Genomic DNA, 23,991 nt, shown 5'->3' on the forward strand with positions numbered 1-23,991 from the left:
TGGTTGTGCAAACCGGTTTGATCGGGGGTGGGCTCAGCCCATGTGGGGGTACCGGTGGTCGGTCGGCGGCACGAGGGTTTCTTTGATCGATCGGGTTGATGTCCAGCGGAGGAGGTTGAAGACGGATCCGGCTTTGTCGTTGGTGCCGGATGCGCGTGCGCCGCCGAAGGGTTGTTGTCCGACGACGGCTCCGGTGGGTTTGTCGTTGATGTAGAAGTTGCCCGCGGCGTAGCGGAGAGTGTGGGCGGTGTGTGCGGCGGCGGCGCGGTCGTTGGCGATGACGGCGCCGGTGAGGGCGTAGGGGGCGACGTTTTCCATCTGGGTGAGCATGGCGTCGTACTGGTCGTCGTCGTAGACGTGGATGCCGAGGATGGGCCCGAAGTATTCGGTGCGGAAGATGTCGTTGTCCGGATCGTCGGAGAGAAGCAGGGTGGGCCGGACGAAGTATCCAGTGGAGTCGTCGCAGGTTCCACCAGCAATGACATCGACGTCGGGGTCGGCTTGGGCCCGTTCGATGGCGGCTTTGTTCTTGGCGAAGGCCCGTTCGTCGATGAGGGCGCCCATGAAGTTGGAGAGGTCGGCGACGTCACCCATGGTAAGCGCATCGGTCTCGGCAACAAGCTCCTCCCTGAACCCGCCATCCCAAAGGCTCCGCGGAACATAGGCACGCGACGCGGCAGAGCATTTCTGCCCCTGATATTCGAACGCCCCCCTGATGAGCGCGGTCTTCAGCACATCCCGGTCAGCGGACGGATGCGCGACAACGAAGTCCTTGCCTCCCGTCTCCCCCACAAGCCGCGGATACCCACGATACCGATCAATATTCGCCCCCACCCTCTTCCAGAGATGCTGGAATGTGGCGGTAGACCCGGTGAAGTGAATCCCTGCCAACTCGGGATGCTGAAGAGCAACCTCGGAAACAGCGAATCCGTCCCCAGTAAGAAGGTTGATGACACCGGGCGGCAGCCCCGCCTCCTCCAGAAGCCGCATCAACAACACAGCCGAATATGTCTGCGTCGGGGACGGCTTCCAGATGACGACATTGCCCATGAGCGCCGGAGCGGTCGGAAGGTTGCCGGCGATCGCGGTGAAGTTGAACGGCGTGATCGCGTAGATGAACCCTTCGAGGGGCCGATGGTCGATCCGGTTCCACACGCCGGGGCTGTTGATGGGCTGTTCGGCGAGGATCCGACGGGCGAAGTGGACGTTGAACCGCCAGAAGTCGACGAGTTCGCAGGGGCTGTCGATTTCGGCCTGCTGGACGGTCTTGGACTGCCCGAGCATGGTGGCGGCGAGCAGCGTCTCGCGCCAGGGCCCGGCGAGCAGATCAGCGGCCCGAAGGAAGATCGCGGCCCGGTCGTCGAAGCTCAGCGCCCGCCACGCCGGCGCGGCCTTGAGAGCGGCCGCGATGGCCTCCCGAGCATCGTCCTCGGTAGCCGTCCCGAACGTCCCGAGCACAGACGAATGCTTGTGCGGCTGCACAACGGCGACTTTCGCTCCACCCCCCAACCGGCGCCGCCCGCCGATGGTCATGGGCAGGTCGATCGGCGCCTGGGCGGTCAGTTCGGCGAGTTTGCCTTCGAGCCGGGTCCGTTCGGCGCTGCCGGGGGCGTACCCGCGTACCGGCTCGTTCTCGGGCGTCGGAACAGTGGTCACGGCGTCCATCGGGAGGCTCCTTCTCAGCGGTTGACGAACGAACGGAGAAAGAAGACGAGGTTGGCGGGCCGTTCGGCGAGGCGGCGCATGAAGTACCCGTACCAGTCGGCCCCGTAGGGCACGTATACGCGCATCTGGTGGGCCTCGGCAAGCCGCCGCTGTTCGGCGACGCGAATCCCGTAAAGCATCTGGAACTCATAGGACGACGGGGCTCTCCCCGAGGCCAGCGAAAGCGCAATGTCGATCATCCGCGGGTCATGGCTGCCGATCATCGGATACCCGTCACCCTTCATAAGAACCCGCAGCCCCCGCACATAAGCCCGGTCAACGTCCCTCTTCCCCTGGAACGCCACCGACGCGGGCTCCGCGTAAGCCCCCTTCACCAACCGCACCCGCGACCCTTCACCCACCAACTCCCGAAGATCCCCCGCCGTCCGCCGCAACATCGCCTGAACGGCCACACCCACCCACGGGAAGTCGACACGCAGCTTTCCAAGGATCTCCAACGTGGAGTCCACAGTCGTGTGGTCCTCCATGTCGAGGGTGACGGTCATGCCGACCCGTCCCGCCGCCGCACAGATCTCCCCCGCATGGTCGAGCGCCAAGTCCCCGTCCAACCCCTGCCCGAGCGCAGACAACTTCACCGAAGCGTCAGCACCCCCCGCGAACCCCCACTCCTCAAAGGCACCGAACAAATCCAGGTAAGCGTCCCGCACAGCCACGGCCTGCTCACGCTCAACGGTGTCCTCACCAAGGTGATCGAGAGTGACCTTCAGCCCACCCTCCCGAAGCTCCCGCACCACCCTAAGAGCCGCACCAAGATCCTCCCCGGCGACGAACCGGTCAACGACCCCTCTGGTCAGTGGCACGGACGTAACAAAGTCACGCGTCCGCCGACTGCGTGCGGCGGCGAGCAGAAGTGTGCTGAGCATCAGGACCTCCGACGTTGAACACCTCGCACGCTAGGAGCAGCCACCCCAACCTCGTATAGTCAGATGCCACTTTCATTACCCCGATACTTCATACAAACGTACGAAGGACCAGGATGGACCTCCAGGAGATCACGGAACAGGCGGCCGACCTGCTCCGAGCCCCCGCCACACTCGAGGACCGCGATTTCCACCTGGTCGCCTACGCCGCCCACGGCGACACGATCGACCCGGTCCGGATGAACTCGATCCTGCACCGCCGCGCCACGGCCGCCGTCCGCACCCGTTTCGAGAGCTACGGCATAACCCGCGCCACGACACCCGTCCGGATCCCGGCCGACCGGTCGATCAACCAGCTGGGCCGCCTCTGCCTCCCCATCCGCTGGAACAACGTCACCTACGGCTACCTCTGGCTCCTGGACGACGAGGAGCGGATAACGAACACCCGGGCCACCCGCGCCATGCCCCTCTGCGAACGCGCCGGCCTACTGATGGCCCGCCAGGCCCGCGAACGCGACGACCTGGGCTGGAAGCTCGCCGACCTACTCTCCACCCACCCCGACGCCCGCACCCAAGCAGTGGACGACCTGACCAACGCCGGCGTGACGGACCCACCCTTCACGGTGGCGGTGCTCCGCACCCCAAGCCCCGAGCCCCTGAACCCGTGGCTGCTCCCCCACTCCACCCTCACCACGGTGTGGCAACGAGACCACGTCCTCCTGCACCCGGCGGAAGCCCCCACCACGGCGGACCGAGCCCGCCGCCTCCTGGAGGAACGCAACGTCCCCGTCCGCACAGGCGTGTTCTCCCCCTGCCCCACCCTCAACGACGTCCACGAGGGCTGGCAACGCGCCCGCGTGGCCGCCCGAACCGCCGCCCCCGGCGAGACCCGCGACTGGACGTCCCTGGGCGTCCTCCGCCTCCTCCGCACCGCAGGCGACGAGGCCCTGACCCAGGCAACCCACACCGAAGGCATGGCCCGCCTCCAAGAACACCCCGTCCTCCTGGAAACAGCCCGCACCTACCTAGACCTGGCAGGCAACACCCAAAAAACCGCCCAGTCCCTAAACATCCACCGCCAAACCCTCTACCACCGCCTAACCCGCATAGAAGCACTGACAGCCCTCTCCCTAACAAACGGCCAAGACCGCCTAACCCTCCACCTGGCCCTAACCCTGACCCCCCACCTGGACTAGCTGTGTTGATTGCAGGCGTGTTTGTTGCAGGACCGGCCCACTACGCTCGCCTGGCGGCTGTACTTATTGCAGGCCCGGCCCACTTCGCTCGCCTGGCGGCTCGCTGCGTGACCGTTCCTGGGGCGAACGCGGCATCGCTTCGCGATCCGCCCGGTTCCGCTCGCCTCCGGCTTCGCTGCACCGGGCGGGTAACGCGTTCGCGCGCGGGGCTGAGGTCGCTGTGTTGATTTCAGGCCCGGCCGCACTGTGCTCCCCTTGCGGCTCGCTGCGTGACCGGGCCTGGGGGAACGCGGCACCGCTTCCCGATCAGCCTGGTTTCGCTTGCCTTCGGCGTCGTTGCGCCGGGCGGGTCACGCGTTCGCGCGCGGGGCTGAGGTCACACCGAACGCCGGTCGGCGGCGCGGGACCTTCCACGTAGACGAGAACGGGTCCGCCGCAACGCCGCCCGCATCACCCATGCGCACTTGAAATCGAAGAGGCCCAGTCGTACAACGGCACAGTCGAGGACGCCCCACCCCGAAGGCTGAGACTCGATCCGCCGCCGATGCTCTGGACCCCACCCCACGAAGAGGCACAGCCCCGTGGCAGACCGCCCGGCTCGGTGTCCTCCGAAGCAAGACAGAGCCTCCAGAACCACCGCTAGCACCAACCATCTGCCCGCCACCCGCACGGAAGGGGTCAGGGGCCTGCGATGACGAGAGGCGAAAGACCGACGGAAGCCGAAGCACCGATCTCCTCCTGCCCCGGAACCGAACGGGAGGAGGTCTAGAGGCGAAGTTGCAGGTCCACACAGGAGCGGCGGTAACGCAGAAGCTCCTGCCCACACCCGAGCGAAGCGAAGAACCAGGAGACCCGCAGCCCCCGACCATGTGCCGCCGCTTGTACGGCAGGGGGCCAGGTACGAAGTACTGAAGCACAGCCCTTCTACGCCCCACCTGAACTGGAAGAGGTCCAGAGCGAAGCTTCAAAGCCAGGCTGGGCTGGTAGCGACACAAAGGCTTCGGGCTGCCCTCGAGCGAGGCGAAGGATCCAGAAGGGCCGCAAGGCCCCGATCACCCGCCACCAGCTGCACCGCAGGGGGCAGGGGCGAAGCCCGAAAGGCAGGCGGCAGTTGGCGACGGCACCGAGAGGTGCCTCCGAAGAGGCAAAGGATCCGAGGAAGCCGAAATGCACCAACCTCCTACTCCCACCAGACGGGGGCAAGCCTAGGGACGAAGCCCCAGGGGCCAAGCGGAGATGCTGGCGCCCCCAACCATTAACCACAACCTGCACCAACGAGGGGGACAGGGGCGGAGCCCCGGGGGCGGGCGGGTGGGGGATGGCGGAGGCACCGGGGGGCACGGGGGGTCGTCCCCCCGAAAAAAGCGAAGGATCCCCACGGAAGGCGCAAGCCGACCATGGGGACCCAGATCCGTAGCGGGGGCAGGATTTGAACCTGCGACCTCTGGGTTATGAGCCCAGCGAGCTACCGAACTGCTCCACCCCGCGGTGATGGTTTAAGTGTAGGGCATGGGGTGGGGTGGTGGGGACGGGTTATCGGGTGCAGCTGGGGATGGGGCCTTTGCCGGTGTTGAGGGCGTTGATGGCTTGGACGGTGCTGTGGAGGGTGTCGGCGCGGATGAGGCGGAGGCCGTCGGGGCGGGCGGCGGCGGCGTCGGCGCAGTTGTCCTTGGGGGTGAGGAAGACGGTGGCGCCGGCGCGGCGGGCGGCGATCATTTTTTGTTGGATGCCGCCGATGGGGCCGACTTCGCCGTTGGGGGTGATGGTGCCGGTGCCGGCGATGAAGCGGCCTTTGGTGAGGGGGCCGGGGGTGAGTTTGTCGATGATGGCGAGGGAGAACATGAGGCCGGCGGAGGGGCCGCCGATGTCGCCGACGCTGATGTCGATTTTGAAGGGGAATTTGTACTGGTCGGCGATGACGATGCCGACGGCGGCGCGGTCTCCGCCGGGGGTGGCGACGGTTTTGAGGGTGGCGGTGTGGGGTTTGCCGGCGCGGGTGTAGGCGACGGTGACGGTGTCGCCGATCTTGTGTTTGGCCATGGTGCCGGTGACCTGGGCGACGTTGGTGACCTTGGTGCCGTCCACAGCGGTGATCTCGTCGTCGGGTTTGAGGATGCCGTCGGCGGGGCGGCCTTTCTGGACGCCTTCGACGATGACGCGGGTGGTGACGGGGATGCCGAGTTCGTGGAGGGCGGCGGCTTCGGCGTTCTGTTGGGAGTCTTCCATCTGGCGGGTGTTCTCTTCGTCGACCTGCTTCGGCGTTTCGTCCTGGGGGAAGATGGTTTCTTCGGGGACGATGGCGGTGTCGTCGGCGAGCCAGCCGCGGAGGGCGGTGAGGAGGTCGATGCGGCCGCCGGGTCCGCCGCGGTAGGTGACGGTGGTGAAGTTGAGGTGGCCGGTGTCGGGGTAGGTCTGGCGGCCTTCGATCTTGATGAGGGGTTGGCCTTTGTCGTTGGTGCCGAGGGTGTTGCTCGTCGGTCCGGGGGTGAGCGCGACGTACGGGACGCGCATGACGGAGCCGATGACGGCGAGCACGAGGACGATCAGGCTCGCTGCGGTGAGCGTGGCGGCACGACGGGACATGGTCGGAACTCTATTCGGTGCGGGGGGTCAGCAGGCGCCGACCCATTCGTCGCCGCCGTCGGTGAAGGTCTGGTGTTTCCAGAGTGGTACGTGCGCCTTGAGGTCGTCGATGAGGCGGCGGCAGGCGGTGAAGGCTTCGTCGCGGTGGGCTCCGGCGGCGGCGACGATGACGGCGGTGTCGCCGACGCGGAGGTCTCCGACGCGGTGGACGGCGGCGAGGCCGAGGACGGGGTGGTCGACGGCGACTTTCTCCATGACGGCGCGGAGCCGCTGGTGGGCGGTGGGGTGCGCACTGTAGGAGAGGGCGTGGACGGCGCGGGCGTGGTCGTTGTCGCGGACCGTTCCGATGAAGACGGCGGTGCCGCCGACGCCGGGCGCGGCGACGGCGGCGAGCGCTTCGTCGACGGACAGGGGCGTGTCGCGGACGTCGACCAGCTTGATCACCTCGTCGGTGGAGGTGGTGGCGGCGCTGTCTGTGGTCACGTCGGCAGGCTACCCGTCCGTGGCCGGTTCGTCCGGTTCGAGGGTGGCGGCGAGGGCTTCGGGGAGGTTGCGGACGAGTTCGGTGCCGGTGAGGACGGCGTCTTCGCTGTCGTGGCTGCGCATGCGGATGGCGGAGAGGCGGGCGCCGTCGCGGAGGACGCCGATGACCATGCGGACGTCTTCGCGGGCGGGGTGGGCGCCGACGAACGCTTCGGCTTCGGCGGCGTCGTCGGGGATCTCGGCTTCGACGTCGGCGGGGAGGATGACGCGTTCGAGGACGAGGGCGCAGCCGTCGACGGTGTCGGGCCAGACGATTCCGGCGAGGGATCGTTCGAGGTCGTTCGGTTCGGGGAGGGTGTCCTGTTCGACGGGGACGAGGGCGTCGGCGTCGGGGGGAAGCTGGTCGGCGATGCCCGGTTCGGCGCGGCGGAGGACGCCGCTGCGGACGAGGGCGTACAGGCTCGGCGGGGCGTCCCAGCCCTTCTGGGCCGAATGACGTTCGAGGTCGAGGACGACTTCTTCCAGATGGTTCACGGGCCCATCTTTCCCCCTTTCGCCCTGGGGACATGCGGGAACCCCCGTGTCAGTCGGTAAGTTGCTTATTCAGCGCAGCACCGGCGGGCGGCCGGTGGCGAGATTCTCGATCGGAGGGGTCAGTTGACCTTCCGGACTCCCGGCTTCGGGCGCCGGCTCGGTACCGGACGGACACGGCTGGTGTTGCCGACACTGGTGGTGCTCGCCGTCCTCCTTGTCGCGTTCATGGTGTTCACGGCGACGTACACGAATGTCCTGTGGTACGACTCCATCGGCTTCCAGAAGGTGTACACGACGCAGCTTCAGGCGAAGGTGGTGCTGTTCTTCGGGGCGGGGCTGCTGATGTCGCTGGTGGTGGGCGCGAATGTGGCGGTGGCGTATCGGCTGCGTCCGGCGTACCGGCCGTTGTCGGTGGAGCAACAGGGCCTGGAGCGGTACCGAACCGTGATCGATCCGCGCCGGCGGCTGATCGCGTGGTCGTTGTTGGGGCTGCTCGGGGTGTTGACGGGTTCGTCGGTGGCGGGCCAGTGGGCGGTCTGGTTGGCGTTCCTGAACCGGACGTCGTTCGGTGTGGAGGATCCGCAGTTCCACAAGGACGTGTCGTTCTACGTCTTCACGTATCCGTTCCTGCGTCTCGTCCTCGGTGTGGCCTTCGCGACGTTGATCCTGTCGATTCTGGCCGCGGTGGTGGTGCACTACCTGTACGGGGGGCTGCGGCTGCAGGGGCCGGGTGACAAGGCGAGCCCGCCCGCGCGCGCCCATCTGTCGGTGCTGTTCGGGCTGTTCATCCTGTTGAAGGCGGTCGCGTACTGGTTCGACCGGTACGGTCTGGTGCATTCGGAGCGGGGCGTGACGACGGGCGCGTCCTATACCGATGTCAACGCGCTACTGCCTGCGAAGACGATCCTCATGATCATCGCGCTGTTGTGCTCGGTGATGTTCTTCAGCAACCTGATGCGGCGCGGGATGATGCTGCCGGGCGTGGGGGCGACGCTGCTGGTCCTGTCGGCGATCCTGCTGGGCGGGGTGTATCCGCTGCTGATCCAGCAGTTCCAGGTGAAGCCGGACGAGCTGGCCAAGGAGCAGACGTTCATCCAGCGCAACATCGAGTTCACCCGTAAGGCGTACGGCGTCGACAAGGCGAGCGTCGTCCAGTACGGGTCGCAGCCGGTGACCGACAAGGAGAAGCTGCGCCAGGAGGCGGACAAGCTCGTCCAGGGTGGTGTGCGCGTCCTCGACCCGGCCGTGCTGGGCGAGACGTTCGAGCAGCTTCAGCGCATCAGGCCGTTCTACAAGTTCCCCGACACGCTCGACGTCGACCGGTACCAGGTGGACGGCAGGATGGTCGACACGATCGTCGCGCTGCGGGAGCTGTCCGGGGCGCCTTCGGGGCAGCGGAGCTGGGTGAAGGACCACATGGTCTACACCCACGGCTACGGGCTGGTGTCGGCGTACGGGGATCGTTTCGACGGCAAGCTGCCCGACTTCATCACCAAGAACATGCCGGTCTCCCCGCAGCACAAGATCCAGGTGGCGAAGCCGGAGATCTACTTCGGGGAGCGGTCGCCGCGGTACTCGGTGGTCGGCGGGCGCGGCCAGAAGGAGCTGAACTACCCGGACAACAGCAAGGCGGGGCAGCAGAGCAGCAACTACGACGGTGACGGCGGCGTCCCGATCGACTCGTTCTTCCACAAGTTGCTGTTCGCGTCGAAGTTCCAGGACAAGAACCTGCTGCTGTCCGGCGCGATCAACAAGGACGCGAAGATCCTCTACGACCGGTCGCCGCGGGAGATGGTGCGCAAGGCGGCGCCGTGGCTGACGCTGGACGGCGACCCGTACCCGGCGGTGGTCAAGGGGCGCATCCTGTGGATCGTGGACGGCTACACCACGTCCAACGCCTACCCGTACTCGGAGGAGATGAGCCTGGCGGAGGCGACCCGTGACACCATCACCGACACGCGGTCGGCGGTGGCGCGGCAGGCCGACGACCACATCAATTACATGCGCAACTCGGTGAAGGCGACGGTGGACGCCTATAACGGGTCGGTGCACCTGTACCAGTGGGACGAGAACGACCCGATCACGAAGACGTGGATGAAGGTCTTCGACAAGACCGTCCAGCCGAGGTCGTCGATCCCGCCGGACCTGGAGGCGCATTTCCGGTACCCGCAGGACCTGTTCAAGGTGCAGCGGAAGATCCTCACCAAGTACCACGTGACGGACCCGTCGGCGTTCTACAACGGTGAGGGTTTCTGGGAGGTGCCGGAGGACCCGTCCACGAAGGACAGGCGCCAGCCGCCGTACTACCAGAGCATGCGGATGCCCGGTCAGGACTCCGAGTCGTTCCTGCTCACGACGGTGTTCAACCCGCGCGGCAACGCCCAGTTGGCGGCGTTCATGGCGGTGGGGTCGACGCCGGGACGCGACTACGGGCAGATCCAGATCCTGCAGATGCCGCGGGACGCGCAACCCGCCGGGCCGGGGCAGGTACAGAACTCGTTCGAGACGGACGACCAGGTGAAGGGCGATCTGTTCGCGCTGAGACAGGGCGGTACGAAGACCGTGGCGGGCAACCTGCTGACGATCCCGTTCGGCGGGAGCCTGCTGTACGTCGAGCCGATGTACAAGAAGGCCGCGGGCGGTAAGGAACAGCAGCCGTATCCGATCCTCGGCAAGATCCTCGTCCAGTACGGGAACAGCAGCGCGTCGGCGGACACGCTGAAGGAGGCGCTGGCGAAGATCCTCGGCGGCACCGGCGCGCTACCGCCGGCGGACGCTCCACCGGGGACGGCGCCGGGCGGGCAGCTCAACGCGGAGGCGCAGAAGGCGGTCGGTGACCTGCAGAAGGCCATCCAGGACTTCGAGACCGCCCGCAAGGACGGCAACTACCCGGAGATGGGCAAGGCCTGGCAGCGGATCAAGGACGCGCAGGCGGCGCTGTCGGCGGCGAGCCAGGCGAAGCCCGCGGCGCCGTCTCCGTCGCCGCGCCCGAGCGGGTCGCCGTCCGGTTCTCCGACCCCGACCACGACACCGTCCACGGGCTGAGGCTGTATTCGTCACGGCTCCGGCCCACGGCGCTCGCCTGCCGGCTCGCGCCGTGTCCGGGCCTGGGCGAACGCGACATCGCCTCGCGATCCGCGCGGTGAGGCTCGCCTCCGGCGTCGCCTCGCCGCGCGGGCGACTGCGTATTCTGGTTGCGGGTCAGCTATCCGCGGATGCGCAAGGACCAGTTGTAGAAACTCGCCTGGGCGTGGCTGATACCGCTGTCGCTGGCGCAGCTCGCCCTCACCGGCGTGCTGAAGGTCGTCCCCTGACCACGGGCTCTGACCGATGGCTTTGACCGCGAACCCTCGGCGGGCGTCACCTCGGGAAGAGCGTTCGCGTGCGTGACAGATGCCGAAAAGGCGAGGCGTCTGCCTGAGGCCGTGGCCCGCGGCCCGGGTTCAGCGGCGGCGTTTGCGGGCGCGGCGGATGGCGGCGGCGGCACCGATCGCGGCGACGGTGGCACCGGCGGCGGTCGCCATGGTGGCCTCCTTGCCGCCGACACGGCGGCCGACGACGGCGTGCCGTCCCGCGGTCTCGTCGACCAGCGCGCGCAGCGCGGTGGCGTTGTCGTAGAGGGGTTTCCAGCCGGCGGCGCGCAGCCGCGCGCAGTCCACGACCCAGGGGTAGGCGACATAGTGCAGGTCGGTGGCGGGCGCGGGTGTCATGCCGAGCCTGTGCAGCCGCTGCGCCATGCCGAAGGTGAGCGCGGCGGGCAGTTCGAAGGTCCGCTTCCCGGTGATCTCGGTGACCTCGTCGGGGCCGAGCCAGCCGTCGCAGCCGACGGCGACGGGCCCGGCGACCTTCTCGGTGACGACGACGTCCAGCGCGGACGCGAGGTCCTCGATGTGGCAGAACTGCCAGCCGGGGGTGCTGCCCTTGACCGACAGCAGCCGCGGCGCCTCGAAATGCCGGGTGATGACGGTGTCGACGCCGGGCCCGGTGAGCGCGGCGGGGCGGACGACGGTGACGTCCAGTCCCGGGTGGGTGATCGGCGCGGTCGCGGCCAGTTCCTCGATCTCCAGGTAGTCGCCGGCGATGCTGGTGCTGGCCTCGGCGAGCAGCGGCGCGTCCTCGTCCAGCGGCACCTCGTTGCCGGGTTCGGCCCCGTACACCATCGCGGACGTGACGAGGACCACGCGGCGGACGCGGGCGGCAGCGGCGGCGGTCACCACGGTCTGCGCGCCGCGGACGTTGTGGGTGCGGCGCTCGCGGGGGTCCACGTCCGGGGAGTCCTCGACGTCCAGGTTGACGATCACGTCGACGTCCGAGAGCCGGTTGGACAGCAGCGGGTCGCGGATGTCGACGACACGCCACGTGACGGCGGGCACATCACCGCGGTGCCCGTCGATGGCGACGACCTTGCGGATCTCTTCCCGTTCGGCGAGCCGGGCGGCGAGCAACCGTCCCGCGCCGGTGGCGGCGCCGGTGACGGCGACGACCGGGCCCTTGCTACGCCGAGGGCGAACCTTGCCCGTTGCCACGGAGGCGCCCCCTTCCTTGTGTACGCGACCTTGCCGGGACCGGCTAACGTTGCGGATATGAGCCCATCATGCATCCCAGGGGCAAACCGATGAGTGACAACCCGTTCGGTTTCAACCGTCCCGGCAACGGTGACGACGACGACCGGCCCCAGGATCCATTCAAGGGCATGGGCGGCGACATGGCGCAGTTCGCCGACATGCTGCACCGCTTCGCGGACATGATCGGCGGCCAGGGCCTGGGCGGCGGCGCCGCCGGCGGCGGTCCCCTGAACTGGGATCTGGCCAAGAACATCGCGCGGCACACGGTGGTGGAGCAGGGCGACCCGTCGATCGTCGACGCCGAGCGGCGCCAGGTGGAGGAGGCGCTGCGCCTCGCCGACCTGTGGCTGGACGAGAAGACGACTTTGCCCGCCGGTATCCGCACGCCGCGGGCGTGGAGCCGGTCCGAGTGGATCGAGCAGACGCTGCCGGTGTGGGCGAAGGTGTGCGACCCGATCGCGGACCGCATGGTCGACTCGATGGGCGGAGCCCTCGGCGGCGGGGAGATTCCCGCCGACATGCAGGCGATGGCGGGTCCGCTGATCGGGATGGTCAAGCAGATGGCGGGCGCGATGGTCGGCGGCCAGGCGGGGCAGGCGCTCGGCGCGCTGGCGCGCGAGGTGACCGGGTCCGCCGATGTGGGCCTGCCGCTCGCCCCGGACGGCGTCGGCGCGCTGCTGCCCGCGGGCGTCGAGGCGTTCGGCTCCGGGCTGGAGGTCTCCGCCGACGAGGTCCGGCTGTATCTGGCTTTGCGGGAGGCCGCGCACCAGCGGCTCTTCGCGCATGTGCCGTGGCTGCGGTCGCATCTGCTGGGCGCGGTCGAGGAGTACGCGCGGGGCATCACGGTCGACCTGTCGGGCATCGAGCAGGCCGTCCAGGGCCTGGACCTGTCGAATCCGGAGGCGATCCAGGAGGCGCTCGGCGGCGAGATCCAGCTCCAGCCGGAGGAGACGCCGCGGCAGAAGGCGGCGCTGGCCCGGTTGGAGACGACGCTCGCGCTGGTCGAGGGCTGGGTCGACACGGTGGTCAACGAGGCGGCGGAGGGCCGGCTGCCCGACTCGGTGAAGCTGGCCGAGGCGGTGCGGCGGCGCCGCGCGACGGGTGGCCCGGCGGAGCGGACGTTCGCGACGCTGGTCGGCCTGGAGCTGCGGCCGCGGCGGCTGCGGGAGGCGGCGGCGCTGTGGCGGACGCTCACGCAGGTGCGGGGCGTGCAGGACCGGGACGCGATCTGGGATCACCCCGACCTGCTCCCGACGTCCGATGATCTCGACGATCCCGACGGGTTCGTCCATGGTCGCGACGAGATCGAGGGCCTGTCCGACCTGGACCTGTCCAAGCTCACCAAGGCCGAGGAATCCGGAAAGCCCGACGAGAGGGCCGACGAGAAGCCCGACGACCGGGATCTCGGTGACGATGAGAGGCCGGGCGACGACTCCGGACAGGACGGGCCCCGAGCATGAGCCGGTCCCGTGAGTCGCACCTGCCGCCGGTGGTCCGTGTGAACGGCTGCCGGTACGAGTCGTGCTCGTCGACGAACGCGATCAGGCGGCGTATCGCGCGGGCGAGCCTGTGCTGGCACCGTCCGGTCGATCAGGAACGGCGGCGCCGCACCCTGGACAACTCCCGTTACCCGCGCGTGGGTCGCCGGTGACGCGGGAGCCCCTGTACCGGGAGCCTCTGTACGCGGACGCGGTGCGCGTCCTGTCGGCCTGGGAGGCGCCCGACGCCGGTCAGGAGGACGTCCGGCTCGGTTTCCTGCGGCATCTGGAGGAGCATCCGGCGGACGGCATGTGGCGGGAGTGCGCGGCCGGGCACATCACCGCCAGCACGGCGGTGCTCGACGCGTCCAGGTCCCGGGTGCTGCTGACCCTGCACGCGAAGTTCAAGGCGTGGTTCCAGCTCGGCGGGCACTGCGAGCCGGGGGACGTCACGTTGGCGGGCGCGGCGCTGCGGGAGGCGACGGAGGAGTCCGGGATCGCGGGGCTGCGGCTGCGGCCGGTGCCCGTCCGGCTCGACCGGCACGCCGTCCGCTGCCATCCGGAGGGAACCTGGCATCTGGACGTCCAGTATGTCGCGATAGCCCCGGTGGACGCGCGGCACACGGTGAGCGACGAGTCGGACGCCCTCGACTGGTTCCCGGTGGACGATCTTCCCGGTTCTACGGACGACGTCGTCCGCGACCTCGTGGCGCACGCCGTCAGGAGTTGAGCGGGTGGCCTTCGAGGAGGGCGCGGGTGCATTCCCAGCCCTCCAGGCCGGGGTCGAGGAACCGCAGGTCGTGGACGGTGCGGATGCGGTGCCAGCCCGGCCCCTGCGGGACGAGGCCGGGGCGCGGGGCGGCGGCGCGGAGCCGGGCCAGCGCGTCCGGCGTGTCGAGGTCGACGTCGTGCAGGGCCGTGGCGAGCCAGCCGGGGAGCGGGAGCCGGGCGGCGAGCGCGACGAGCCCGTCGGGGCGGGCGGCGCAGGCGGCGGCGGGGGCGGCGCCGAGGGCGCGGAAGAGTTTGCCGACGAGCAGCGGCGGCAGGTCGGGGGCGTCCGCCGCGACCAGTGCGGCGGTGTCGGCGCCGCGCGCGTGCAGCGCCGCGAACGCGCCCGCGAGGGTCGGCTCTCTGACGATGGGGGTGCCGGGCCAGGTGACGGCCTCGGCTTCCGGCTGGTCGGGCGGGTCGAGGACGAGCGCGCAGGTCACCAGTTCGAGCCCGGCGACGGCTTCGTAGGTGTCTTCGAGCAGCGCGAGCCGGAACTCGTCGGGGTCGACGCCGGGCGGGACGCTCGACCGCGAGCCCGACCGGGCGGGGAACGACAGGACGGCGGCGTAACGCGCCGGGACACCGGATGGTGGCACCGGGGCGTCGGTCATCCGGCGACCTCGTGGGGGAAGTCGTCGCCGTGGTGGACGGCCTCGCCGGCGATCTCGCCGTCCGGCGCGTCCGCCTCCAGCGGCAGGTGCGCGGCGGCGGCGACGCCCTCCAGGTAGCCGCGGGCCCGGTCGGCCTTCGGATAGTTGCCGACGAGTTCCCAGAAGTCGGCGCCGTGCCCGGGGATCAGCAGATGGGCCAGCTCGTGGACGAGGACGTAGTCGACGACCCAGCCCGGCATGCCGCGCAGGCGGGTGGACAGCCGGATCGTGCCGTCGTCGGGGGTGCACGATCCCCATCGGGTGCGTTGGTTGGCGACCCAGCGGACGCTCACGGGGTCGGCCCGGCCGGCGAGGTAGCGGCGGGACAGTTCCCTGGCGCGCGACTGGAGGTCGGCGTCGCTCGGCCGCCGGCGGCGCTCCCGCTCCGCGAGGCGCTCGAGGATGGTCGCGATCCACTGTTCCTCTTCGGCTTTGCTCAGCCTGGACGGAACCATCACCACCACCTTGTCGCCATCGCGGTAGGCGGACACGGTGCGCCGGCGCCTTGCGCTGCGGCGGACCTCAACGTTAGGGGGCACGCCTGAACCGTACTCGAAATTTTGCGTTCACCACAGGGGGTGTTTGACGTTGCCGCAGGTCAGAACCTATGTTTTGGACGGGTGTCCACCCATCGAGGCGATGCGCGGGAGGTGCTTGCCGGCATGGCGTCCACGCCGGTTCGGCGGCGCCGCGACCCCGTACTCGCGGGCCGTCGCGCATTCGGCGCACTCTGTGCTCCCGCCTCGTCCATGCTCCCCGGGGACGGCGTGAAAAAGCGCACACTTACCACGACGTCGCAGGTCGTGGGGTTCGACGGCACTCGGGTCCGGCGAGACTTCCTGGTGGTTGTGGCGTGAACGACAATCGATCATCGACAATGGTCAGCGTGAGCGATCTTCCCCGCCGCGCGGTGACGCGGTCAGCAAAGCTGGCGTCCCTCCCCATCGGTTTCGCGGGGCGCACCGCGCTCGGCGTGGGGAAGCGGACGTTGGGGCGCCCGGCCGAGACCGTCGCGGCGGAGATCCAGGCCCGGACCGCCGAGCAGCTGTTCAAGGTGCTCGGCGAGCTCAAGGGCGGGGCGATGAAGCTCGGCCAGATGCTGTCGATCTTCGAGGCGGCGCTGCCGCCGGAGATCGCCGGCCCGTACCGCGCCACGTTGACACGGTTGCAGGAGGCCGCTCCCCCGCTGCCCGCCGCGACCGTCCACCGGGTGCTGGCGGAGTTCCTCGGTGACGACTGGCGCGACTACTTCGAGTCGTTCGACGACGAGCCGGCCGCGGCCGCGTCCATCGGGCAGGTGCACCGCGCCGTGTGGCACGACGGCCGCGCGGTCGCCGTCAAGGTGCAGTATCCCGGCGCCGGCAAGGCGCTGATCAGCGACTTCAACCAGCTCGCGCGGCTCGGCCGACTGTTCGGGGTGCTGATGCCCGGCCTGGACGTCAAGGCGATGCTCGCGGAGCTGAAGGAACGGGTGGTCGAGGAGCTCGACTACACGATCGAGGCCGAATCCCAGACGATCTTCCGCAACGCCTACGCGGACGACCCCGACTTCTACATTCCCGAGGTCATCGCGCAGAGCGGCGACATCCTGATCACCGAATGGATGGACGGCACGCTCCTCTCGAAGATCATCAGCGAGGGCGACCAGGAGACGCGTGACCACGCGGCCCTGCTGTACTGCCGGTTCCTGCTGTCGGGGCCGAAGCGGTCCGGGATGCTGCACGGCGACCCGCATCCCGGCAACTTCCGGCTGCTGGAGGACGGCCGGCTCGGCGTCCTCGACTTCGGCGCCGTCGACCGCATCCCCGGCGGTTTCCAGCGGCGCCTCGGGCTGCTGCTGCGGATCGGCACGATGGCCGACATCGACGAGATCGAGGAGGCGCTGCGCCGCGAGGACTTCATCCGGGAGGGCGTGGAGATCGACGCCGACTCCCTCCAGGCGTTCCTCGCCCCGATCACCGAGCCGTTCGTCACCGACACGTTCAGGTTCAGCCGCGAGTGGCTCCGCGACATGGCCGCCCGCGTCACCGACCTGCGCCCGTCCAACGTGGTCCGGCAGCTCAACCTGCCGCCCCAGTACGTCATCATCCACCGGGTCCTGTCGGCCGGGACCGGGGTGCTGTGCCAGCTCGAATGCGAGATCCCGGCGCGGGCCGAGTCGCTGAAGTGGGTCCCCGGGTTCGCCGACGACGAGGACGGCGAACTCGTCGCCACCTGATTCCTTCGAGAAAGCCCGGCGGGCCCCGCGCATTGATGAGATGCGCGGGGCCCGCTCATTCGCGCGTCCAGGTCGTGGGAGTCCGGACGCGCTCCACATGCCCGCCGGGAGGCGCGCCGCCCGTCAAACCATCCAAGAAAGAACGGGCGACGGCCTGCGACCTGCGCGGGCGGTTCGATCATTCATCGGTGTCGATCTCTCGGTGCCGATCTCTCAGTGCCGATCTCTCGGTGTCCGTTGCGTGTACGTGCCGTCGGGAACGGTCGGCGCGAGCAGGACGCGCCGCACGCGCGACGCCCTCGTCCGGGCGTCGCGGCGCGCCCGCCGCAGGGCGTGCAGGCGCACGGCCAGGTCGGCGGGCACGTCCCGGGCCTCGACCGGGTCCGCTCCGGTGTCCCGGAGACGCGCCCCCCGTGCGGGGAGCGTGTCTCCGGGGCCGGCGACCGTGGGCGCCGTCGGCATCACACGGTCACTTCGTCGGGCCGCGGGTGCTTGCGCGGGCGGCCACGCGGCCGCTTGCGCGGAACGATCACACCGCGGACGAACAGTTCGCCGCCCCAGACGCCCCAGGGCTCCTTGCGCTCGAGCGCCCCGGCGAGGCACTCCTTGCGAAGCGGGCACTCCAGGCACAGGGCCTTGGCGAGCTCGACATCGGCGGGAGCCTCGGCGAAGAACAGCTCCGGGTCAGTCCGGCACGGAAGAGTGAGGTCCTCCTCGCTGATCGCGAGAGCCCCCTGCATCACAGTCACCCTTGTTCCTCTCGTTGGATCTCAACGGGCGTGTCGGTGGGTTGTCCGGGCAAATAAGAAGGCCGCGGATCCGGTTCGGGATCCGCGGCCTGGGGGGCTTGCCGGTCTGTTTCTAAACCGGTTGCCTCCAGGGGTACGGACCCGACACGTCACCCGTGACGGTGACGCCCACGTGGGCCGTGGCCGGAGCCTGGACGGTCATGCCTTCGAGAAGGTGTTCGAAGACACTCCGCCCTTGGTCCTGGATTCGCTGCTCTATGCGCAGATCGGTGCCGCACATGGTCAGCCCGCGCAGTCCGCGCAGTCGCGCTCCGGGGTTCGTCGCTTCGGCGACGGAGGCGCCGTACAGCGGGGTGCCGAACATCGAGGTGCCAGAGCATGCGGCGGCGGTCCAGGACGCGGATTTGATCAACGTGTTGCTCACCGGACTGCACACCACCTTTCTGGCTCCTCGGGGCCGCACCGGCGGATCGAAGATCGATCCGCACCGGCGCGCGCCGGTTGATTGCTCGCGTTCGAGACTACGGGGATCTTGGCGAATCAAGCAAGATATTTTTGACCTGCGACTTTGTGGGTGACTTCACTCTTTCCTTCGCGGAATACGCGCCGGGCCGGACGGGCGGTGAGCCGGACGGGCCGGGCCGGTCCCCCGCTGACCCGACCCGTCCGGCGTCACGTCCATCTACGTCCGCTCAGGTCACCTCGTGCCGAGCAGGGTGGACGGCGGCACGCGCGTGGCGACCGGCGGCAGGTGCGTGGGCCTGTCGGCGGCGGGCACCCGCGTCGTCGTCGCCCCGGGGTTCGCGGGCGCCGGGGCGTCGAGCGCCGACACGGGGTCGTTCTCGAACGGCTGGATGTCGCCGACGCAGACCTTGCCCACGGGCGGGAGTTCGCCGCGGAGCAGGTAGGCGTCGACGGCGTTCGTCACGCACGCGGAGGTGCCGTAGGCGGTGTGGCCCCAGCTGTCGCTGGACAGCAGGCGGCTGCCGGGCAGCAGTTTGCTGGACGACACCGCGTCGTCGTAGTTCGTGGCCGGGTCGTAGTAGTTCCCGACGAACAGGACGGGCGCGTTCGTCCGCCGGTTGAACGGGCCGGTGTAGGCGTCCTTGTCGCGGACTTTCCAGGCGTCACCGGCGCACTGGACGGACGACCAGCCCCACGCCCGACCGAAGTGCGGCGCGCGCTTGTCGGACGCGGCGGTCAGCGCGGGCCAGTCCCCGGCCTTCTTCGGGTGCAGGGCGTCGGTGCAGATGACGGAACTCGTCGCCTCGAAGGAGTTGTCGTAGGGGAAGCCCTTGGCGGCGTCGAGCCGCGCCGCCTCGGCGCGCCGCTTGGCGATGCGGGCGGCGATGGCCTTGCGCGCCTTGTCCGCCCGCGCCTTTGTCGAGGTGGGCGAGGACGCCTCCCACAGCTCGGTGAGCTGCATGTCGATGAACGTGTAGCCGTCCACGTCGTAGAGGCCGGACAGCGCACCGCCGATGAGGTCGGCGTAGGTGACCTTCCAGGGACCGAGGTCGAGGGGCTCGGCCTTCAGCCGCGCGGCGAGGACCTCGAAGTTCTTGACGGGGTCGCCGTACGCCGCGAACGTGCATTTCACCTCGCCCGCCTTCCCGCACCGGACGAGCATCTCCCGTAGTGCCCGGTAGGCTCCGTCGCCGGACTTCAACCGGTCGTCGATGAGCTGGTTCGCGGTCTTCTTGGTGCCCGCCCAGGAGACCGGGTTGAGGATGGCGTCCACGGCCAGGGCACGCAGCCGGTCGGGGAACATGTTGGCGTAGTACTGGCCGAGCGCCGACCCGTAGCTGAAGCCCAGGTAGGTCAGCTTCTTGTCGCCGACCGCGCGTCGCAGGACGTCCATGTCCCGCGCGACCTGGGCGGTGGACATCGCGCCCGCCAGCTTCCTGCCGGTGGTGGCGCACCCCTTGCCGAGCGCCTTCGCGGACTTGATGTAGGCCGCTTCCTCCTTCTCGCCCATGGGGAACGCCACGTTCATCCCGGCCAGCGCGAGCTTCTGGTCCCTGTCGCTCTTGAAACACTTGACCTGGTCACTGAAGTTGATACCGCGCGGGTCGAAGCCGACGATGTCGAAGCGGTCGAGTATGTCCTCGCCGAGGAACAGCGGCGCGTCGATGGCCATGAGGGTGCCGGAACCGCCGGGTCCGCCGGGGTTGAGGAACAGGCTGCCGATCCGCTTCTCGGGGTCGCGGGCCTTCAGCCGCGCGACGGCGATCTCGGTGGTCGCGCCCTTCGGTGAGTCATAGTCCAAGGGCAGCCGGACGGTCGCGCACTCCGCGGAGCCGAAGCACTCGTACCAGCCGAGTTTCGGGGTGGGCACGCCGTCGACGCGCTTCTTCTCGGCCGCGCTCGTCCTGTCGCCCGCGGCGGCGGGGGCGGGGGCGCCGGGTTCGGCGAGGGCGGTGGCGGCGGCGGCCGGTACGAGCGCCGCCCCGGCCACGGCGACCGCGAGAATTCTGGTTCTCAGGTGCATACGGTTCCCCGGTGGGATCAGTGGACATGTCCACGCAAATACGCGGATTGGATTACATGATCTTGGGGGTACACCCATTGCCGCGTGATCCACCGACCGGCGGCTCGTGAAGTCGGGCGAATCAGCCCACAGGAGGATTGACGCGCGACGTCATCCTCTGAAACAGCAGGCACCGACCTCGCCCGGCCCGTCGCCGCGGCCATCGGCGCCGTAGAACCGTCCTGTCCTGTTCCGGTCAGGAGCCGGCGACCCGGATCAGACCTTCCTGCATCACGGACACGACCAGTTCCCCGGAACGGGTGAAGACCTGCCCGCGGGCGAGACCGCGGGCACCGCCGGCGAAGGGAGTGTCCTGGTGGTAGAGAAGCCATTCGTCGGCGCGGAACGGCCGGTGGAACCACATCGCGTGGTCGAGGCTGGCGCCCATCGTCCGCTTGTCGCCCCAGAACAGCCCGTGGTTGAGCAGGACGGTGTCGAGCAGCGTCATGTCGGACGCGTACGTCATCAGGCACACGTGGAGCAGCGGGTCGTCGGGGAGTTCGCCGTCCACGCGCAGCCACACCTTCGACACGGGCGTCACCAGCGACGGGTCCTTCGCGGCCTCCAGGGACAGCGGTGTCGCGTGCCGGATGTCGAACGGCCGCCGGGTGACGAACTCGCGCGCCCCGACCTCGCCGAAGTACGGGGTCATGCGGGTCAGGCCGTCCGGCAGCGTCTCGGGTGGGGGCGCGTCCGGCATCTCCGCCTGGTGGGTGGGCCCGTCCTCCACGATCTGGAACGACGCCGACAGCGTGAAGATCGCCTTGCCGTGCTGGACGGCGGTGACCCGCCGCGTGGTGAAGGACCGTCCGTCCCGGACCCGGTCGACGGTGTAGACGATCGGGACGAGCGGGTCGCCCGGACGGATGAAGTAGGCGTGCAGCGAGTGCACGGGCCGGTTCACTGGAACGGTCCGACCGGCGGCGACGAGGGCCTGACCGGCGACCTGCCCGCCGAAGACGCGCTGCCGGCGCTCGTCGGACGTGCGTCCGCGGAAGATGTCGTTCTCGATCTGTTCGAGGTCCAGCAGGTCCAGCAGCGCCTTCAGCGATTCCCTCACGCCCGTCAGTCTCCCCCAGCGCGTGCTCAGCAGCCGCACAGGGTCAGCACCTCGTCGCCGTAGCGGTCGAGTTTGACCTTGCCGACGCCGGGGATCCGCGCCAGTTCCTCCCGCGACCCGGGGCCGTGCTCGGCGATCGCCTGGAGTGTCGCGTCGGTGAAGACGACGTAGGCGGGGATCTTCTGCTCGGCGGAGATCCGGGCGCGCCACTCCTTCAACGCGAGAAGGAGTTCCTCGTTCAGTTCGGAGGGGCAGTCCTCACAGCGGCCGAGTTTGCGTTCGACGGCTGCGGTCAGCGGCCGGCCGCACACCCGGCACGGTTGCGGCCCCTTCGTCGCGCGGCGTTTCGTGCGGTCGGCGCGGGGTGGCGCGAGGGTCGCGGCCTTGCTCGTCAGGCCGTTCAGGAAGCGGGACGGGCGGCGGTGCCGCGCCCCGCCCGGCGCCCGTGACAGCGCCCACGACAGCGACAGGTGCACGCGCGCCCGGGTGATCCCGACGTACAGCAGCCGCCGCTCCTCCTCGATCTGGGCCGGGGTCTCGGCGTAGACGATCGGCAGGGTGCCCTCGACGACCCCGACGAGGAACACCGCGTCCCACTCCAGGCCCTTGGCGGCGTGCAGGGACGCCAGGGTGACGCCCTCCAGCGGTGGCGCGTGCTGGGCGGCGGCGCGTTCCTCCAGGTCGGCGACGAAGTCGGGCAGGCCCGCCTGCGGGTCGTCGGCGGCGATGTCCTCCGCGAGCTGCGCCAGCGCGGCCAGCGACTCCCAGCGGGCGCGCACCGCGCCCGCGCCCTCGGGCGGCCGGTCGGAGAACCCGGCCCCGGACAGGACGTGCCGGACGGTCTGGATCAATCCCATGCCGTCGGTCTCGGCGTCCGCGCCGACCCGGGTGGCGGCGCGCAGCATGAAGACGGCCTGTTTGACCTCGGGCCGCTCGAAGAACCGTTCCGCGCCGCGCAGGACGTACGGGACGCCCGCCGCCGCCAGCGCCGACTCGTACGTCTCCGACTGCGCGTTGATCCGGTAGAGGATCGCGATCTCCCGCGCGGGGACGCCCTCGTCGATGAGCTTGCGGGCGCGCCGCGCCGCGTCGTCGGCCTCGGCGATCTCGTCGTCGTACTCGTTGAACACCGGCTCGGGCCCGGAGTCCCGCTGGGCCACCAGCTCCAGCCCGTGATCAGCCGGACGGCCACCGGGGGCGTCCGGCGCCGCGCGTCTCCCCTGCCCGATCACCGCGTTGGCGAGCCGGACGACCTGCGGCGTCGACCGGTAGTCCCGGACGAGCTTGACGACCTTCGCGTCCGGGTGCTCGCGGGTGAAGTCGAGCAGGTGCGACGGGCTCGCGCCGGTGAACGAGTAGATCGTCTGGTTCGGGTCGCCGACGACGCACAGGTCGTCGCGGTCGCCGAGCCAGGTGTCGAGAAGCAGCTTCTGGAGCGGGTTGACGTCCTGGAACTCGTCCACGACGAAGTGCCGGTACTGCTCGCGGACCTGGTTGGCGACCTCCCGGTGCTCGGTGAGGACGGCCGCGGTCAGCTCCAGCATCCCCTCGAAGTCGAGCAGGTTGCGTTCGCGTCTGAGCTGCTCGTACATGGCGTAGACGCGGGCGACGTCGACGACCTCGGCGGGCGGTCGCCGACCGGCCTTGGCGACGGCCGCCGGGTAGTCCTCGGGACGGTTCTGGGTGACCTTCGCCCATTCGATCTCGCTCGCGACATCGCGCAGTTCCGTCCGGCCGAGCGACAGCCGGCACGCGCGGGCCGCGTCGGCGACCAGCCCCGCCTTCTTCTCAATGATCTTGGGCGGGTCGCCGCCGACGACCCGCGGCCAGAAGTAGGTGAGCTGGCGCAGCGCCGCCGCGTGGAACGTCCGGGCCTGGACGCCGGGCGCGCCGAGCTGCCGCAACCGGCTGCGCAGCTCCCCCGCCGCGCGCGTGGTGAACGTCACGGCCAGCACCCGCTGCGGCGTCACGACGCCGGTCAGGGTGGCGTAGGCGATCCGGTGCGTGATGGCCCTGGTCTTGCCGGTCCCGGCGCCCGCGAGCACGCACACCGGACCCTGCACCGCCTCGGCCACCGCCCGCTGTTCGGGGTCGAGTCCCTCCAACACCGACTCAGCCATCATCCCCCCATACTCGCAGGCCGCCCCATCCGTATCAGCCATACCTCAGCCCCGTGAAGGGGGCGGAACGGCGCGGAATGCGCGGGCCCGCGACACTGTTCTCCGGTAGGCCGACGTGTGACACGAACGAGGGAGACGACACAGCGATGGCGACGCCGACGACCGACCGGGCGAAGGACCAGGCCGGCCAGCTCACCATGTACACGACGTCCTGGTGTGGGTTCTGCCGGCGGCTCAAGAGCCAGCTCGCCCGTGACGGCATCGAGATGGTGGAGGTCGACATCGAACGCGACCCCGCCGCCGCCGAGTTCGTCATGAGCGTCAACGGCGGGAACGCCACCGTGCCCACGCTGGTCTTCCCCGACGGCACGGCCGCGACCAACCCGAGCGCCAAGGAGGTCAAGCGCCGCCTCGCGGAAATCGCCGCCGCAGACTAGGCCCTTTCGAAGTGGCCCAAGCCCCGCGCGCGAAC

21 protein-coding genes and 1 tRNA gene are annotated in these 23,991 nt (G+C 69.6%); 7 read left to right on the top strand and 15 right to left on the bottom strand.

The window, feature by feature from the left end:
* Positions 1–33 precede the first annotated feature (33 nt).
* Both pruA and BZB76_RS22555 read right to left on the bottom strand, forming a co-directional pair.
* On the bottom strand, positions 34–1,665 hold the full coding sequence (pruA, locus tag BZB76_RS22550) for an L-glutamate gamma-semialdehyde dehydrogenase (protein WP_121436414.1): 1,632 nt from the start codon (positions 1,663–1,665) through the stop codon (positions 34–36).
* Between the two features lie 14 nt (positions 1,666–1,679).
* The gene (locus tag BZB76_RS22555; RefSeq protein WP_121436415.1) at positions 1,680–2,588 is read right to left on the bottom strand and encodes a proline dehydrogenase family protein; all 909 of its coding nucleotides are present in this window, start codon (positions 2,586–2,588) and stop codon (positions 1,680–1,682) included.
* Positions 2,589–2,701: 113 nt separating this feature from the next.
* Here BZB76_RS22555 and BZB76_RS22560 point away from each other — a divergent pair, with 113 nt between their 5' ends.
* On the top strand, positions 2,702–3,781 hold the full coding sequence (locus tag BZB76_RS22560; RefSeq protein ID WP_121436416.1) for a PucR family transcriptional regulator: 1,080 nt from the start codon (positions 2,702–2,704) through the stop codon (positions 3,779–3,781).
* A 1,414-nt stretch (positions 3,782–5,195) separates the two neighbouring features.
* Here BZB76_RS22560 and BZB76_RS22565 read toward each other — a convergent pair.
* From BZB76_RS22565 to BZB76_RS22580, 4 genes are all read right to left on the bottom strand, one after another.
* Positions 5,196–5,269 (bottom strand) — tRNA-Met (locus BZB76_RS22565).
* Positions 5,270–5,314: 45 nt separating this feature from the next.
* A complete protein-coding gene (locus BZB76_RS22570; RefSeq protein ID WP_121436417.1) occupies positions 5,315–6,364 on the bottom strand; it encodes a YlbL family protein in 1,050 nt (349 codons plus the stop codon).
* 27 nt (positions 6,365–6,391) lie between these two features.
* Positions 6,392–6,847 (bottom strand): molybdenum cofactor biosynthesis protein MoaE, encoded by a 456-nt coding sequence (locus BZB76_RS22575; RefSeq protein ID WP_246007120.1) that lies wholly within the window; start codon positions 6,845–6,847, stop codon positions 6,392–6,394.
* Between the two features lie 9 nt (positions 6,848–6,856).
* Positions 6,857–7,381: a PPA1309 family protein gene (locus tag BZB76_RS22580; protein ID WP_121436418.1), complete on the bottom strand. Its 525-nt coding sequence runs from the start codon at positions 7,379–7,381 to the stop codon at positions 6,857–6,859.
* Between the two features lie 123 nt (positions 7,382–7,504).
* On the opposite strand from BZB76_RS22580, the gene BZB76_RS22585 reads away from it, so the two are divergent.
* Positions 7,505–10,426, top strand: coding sequence for a UPF0182 family membrane protein (locus tag BZB76_RS22585; RefSeq protein WP_121436419.1), 2,922 nt, complete (start codon positions 7,505–7,507; stop codon positions 10,424–10,426).
* A 398-nt stretch (positions 10,427–10,824) separates the two neighbouring features.
* On the opposite strand, the gene BZB76_RS22595 is transcribed toward BZB76_RS22585, so the two are convergent.
* The gene (locus BZB76_RS22595; RefSeq protein ID WP_121436420.1) at positions 10,825–11,907 is read right to left on the bottom strand and encodes an NAD-dependent epimerase/dehydratase family protein; all 1,083 of its coding nucleotides are present in this window, start codon (positions 11,905–11,907) and stop codon (positions 10,825–10,827) included.
* 89 nt (positions 11,908–11,996) lie between these two features.
* Between BZB76_RS22595 and BZB76_RS22600 the strand changes: the two genes are divergently transcribed.
* The 3 genes from BZB76_RS22600 to BZB76_RS22610 are packed head-to-tail and all read left to right on the top strand — an operon-like array spanning position 11,997 to position 14,154.
* Positions 11,997–13,406, top strand: coding sequence for a zinc-dependent metalloprotease (locus BZB76_RS22600; protein WP_121436421.1), 1,410 nt, complete (start codon positions 11,997–11,999; stop codon positions 13,404–13,406).
* The gene (locus BZB76_RS22605) at positions 13,403–13,597 is read left to right on the top strand and encodes a hypothetical protein (protein WP_121436422.1); all 195 of its coding nucleotides are present in this window, start codon (positions 13,403–13,405) and stop codon (positions 13,595–13,597) included. Before BZB76_RS22600 ends, BZB76_RS22605 begins: the two co-directional genes overlap by 4 nt.
* Complete coding sequence (locus BZB76_RS22610) at positions 13,594–14,154, top strand: NUDIX hydrolase (RefSeq protein ID WP_246007121.1); 561 nt, start codon at positions 13,594–13,596, stop codon at positions 14,152–14,154. Before BZB76_RS22605 ends, BZB76_RS22610 begins: the two co-directional genes overlap by 4 nt.
* Here the strand turns inward: BZB76_RS22610 and BZB76_RS22615 are convergent.
* Entirely contained in the window at positions 14,144–14,806 is a 663-nt protein-coding gene (locus BZB76_RS22615) for a hypothetical protein (protein ID WP_246007122.1), read from the bottom strand. The two genes, BZB76_RS22610 and BZB76_RS22615, sit on opposite strands and share 11 nt — an antisense overlap.
* Positions 14,803–15,384, bottom strand: a complete 582-nt coding sequence (locus BZB76_RS22620) for a M48 metallopeptidase family protein (protein WP_246007123.1) — start codon at positions 15,382–15,384, stop codon at positions 14,803–14,805. The genes BZB76_RS22615 and BZB76_RS22620 overlap by 4 nt, the downstream gene beginning before the upstream one ends.
* A 347-nt stretch (positions 15,385–15,731) precedes the next feature.
* On the opposite strand from BZB76_RS22620, the gene BZB76_RS22625 reads away from it, so the two are divergent.
* Entirely contained in the window at positions 15,732–17,063 is a 1,332-nt protein-coding gene (locus BZB76_RS22625) for an ABC1 kinase family protein (protein ID WP_246007124.1), read from the top strand.
* Between the two features lie 213 nt (positions 17,064–17,276).
* Here the strand turns inward: BZB76_RS22625 and BZB76_RS22630 are convergent, their stop codons facing one another.
* From BZB76_RS22630 to BZB76_RS22655, 6 genes are all read right to left on the bottom strand, one after another.
* Positions 17,277–17,525, bottom strand: a complete 249-nt coding sequence (locus BZB76_RS22630) for a hypothetical protein (protein ID WP_121436425.1) — start codon at positions 17,523–17,525, stop codon at positions 17,277–17,279.
* Positions 17,525–17,803: a WhiB family transcriptional regulator gene (locus tag BZB76_RS22635; RefSeq protein ID WP_117400278.1), complete on the bottom strand. Its 279-nt coding sequence runs from the start codon at positions 17,801–17,803 to the stop codon at positions 17,525–17,527. The genes BZB76_RS22630 and BZB76_RS22635 overlap by 1 nt, the downstream gene beginning before the upstream one ends.
* A gap of 121 nt (positions 17,804–17,924) precedes the next feature.
* A complete protein-coding gene (locus BZB76_RS22640; RefSeq protein ID WP_121436426.1) occupies positions 17,925–18,236 on the bottom strand; it encodes a hypothetical protein in 312 nt (103 codons plus the stop codon).
* Between the two features lie 273 nt (positions 18,237–18,509).
* Positions 18,510–20,300 (bottom strand): alpha/beta hydrolase, encoded by a 1,791-nt coding sequence (locus BZB76_RS22645; RefSeq protein WP_121436427.1) that lies wholly within the window; start codon positions 20,298–20,300, stop codon positions 18,510–18,512.
* A gap of 235 nt (positions 20,301–20,535) precedes the next feature.
* Positions 20,536–21,399 carry an acyl-CoA thioesterase II gene (gene tesB, locus BZB76_RS22650; protein WP_121436868.1) on the bottom strand — a complete coding sequence of 288 codons (864 nt, stop codon included), beginning with the start codon at positions 21,397–21,399 and terminating at the stop codon, positions 20,536–20,538.
* A 26-nt stretch (positions 21,400–21,425) separates the two neighbouring features.
* Complete coding sequence (locus BZB76_RS22655; protein ID WP_121436428.1) at positions 21,426–23,522, bottom strand: ATP-dependent DNA helicase UvrD2; 2,097 nt, start codon at positions 23,520–23,522, stop codon at positions 21,426–21,428.
* 143 nt (positions 23,523–23,665) lie between these two features.
* On the opposite strand from BZB76_RS22655, the gene BZB76_RS22660 reads away from it, so the two are divergent.
* Entirely contained in the window at positions 23,666–23,956 is a 291-nt protein-coding gene (locus BZB76_RS22660; protein WP_121436429.1) for a mycoredoxin, read from the top strand.
* The last annotated feature ends 35 nt before the right edge of the window (positions 23,957–23,991 follow it).

Source organism: Actinomadura pelletieri DSM 43383, assembly GCF_003634705.1.
Classification (GTDB): domain Bacteria; phylum Actinomycetota; class Actinomycetes; order Streptosporangiales; family Streptosporangiaceae; genus Spirillospora; species Spirillospora pelletieri.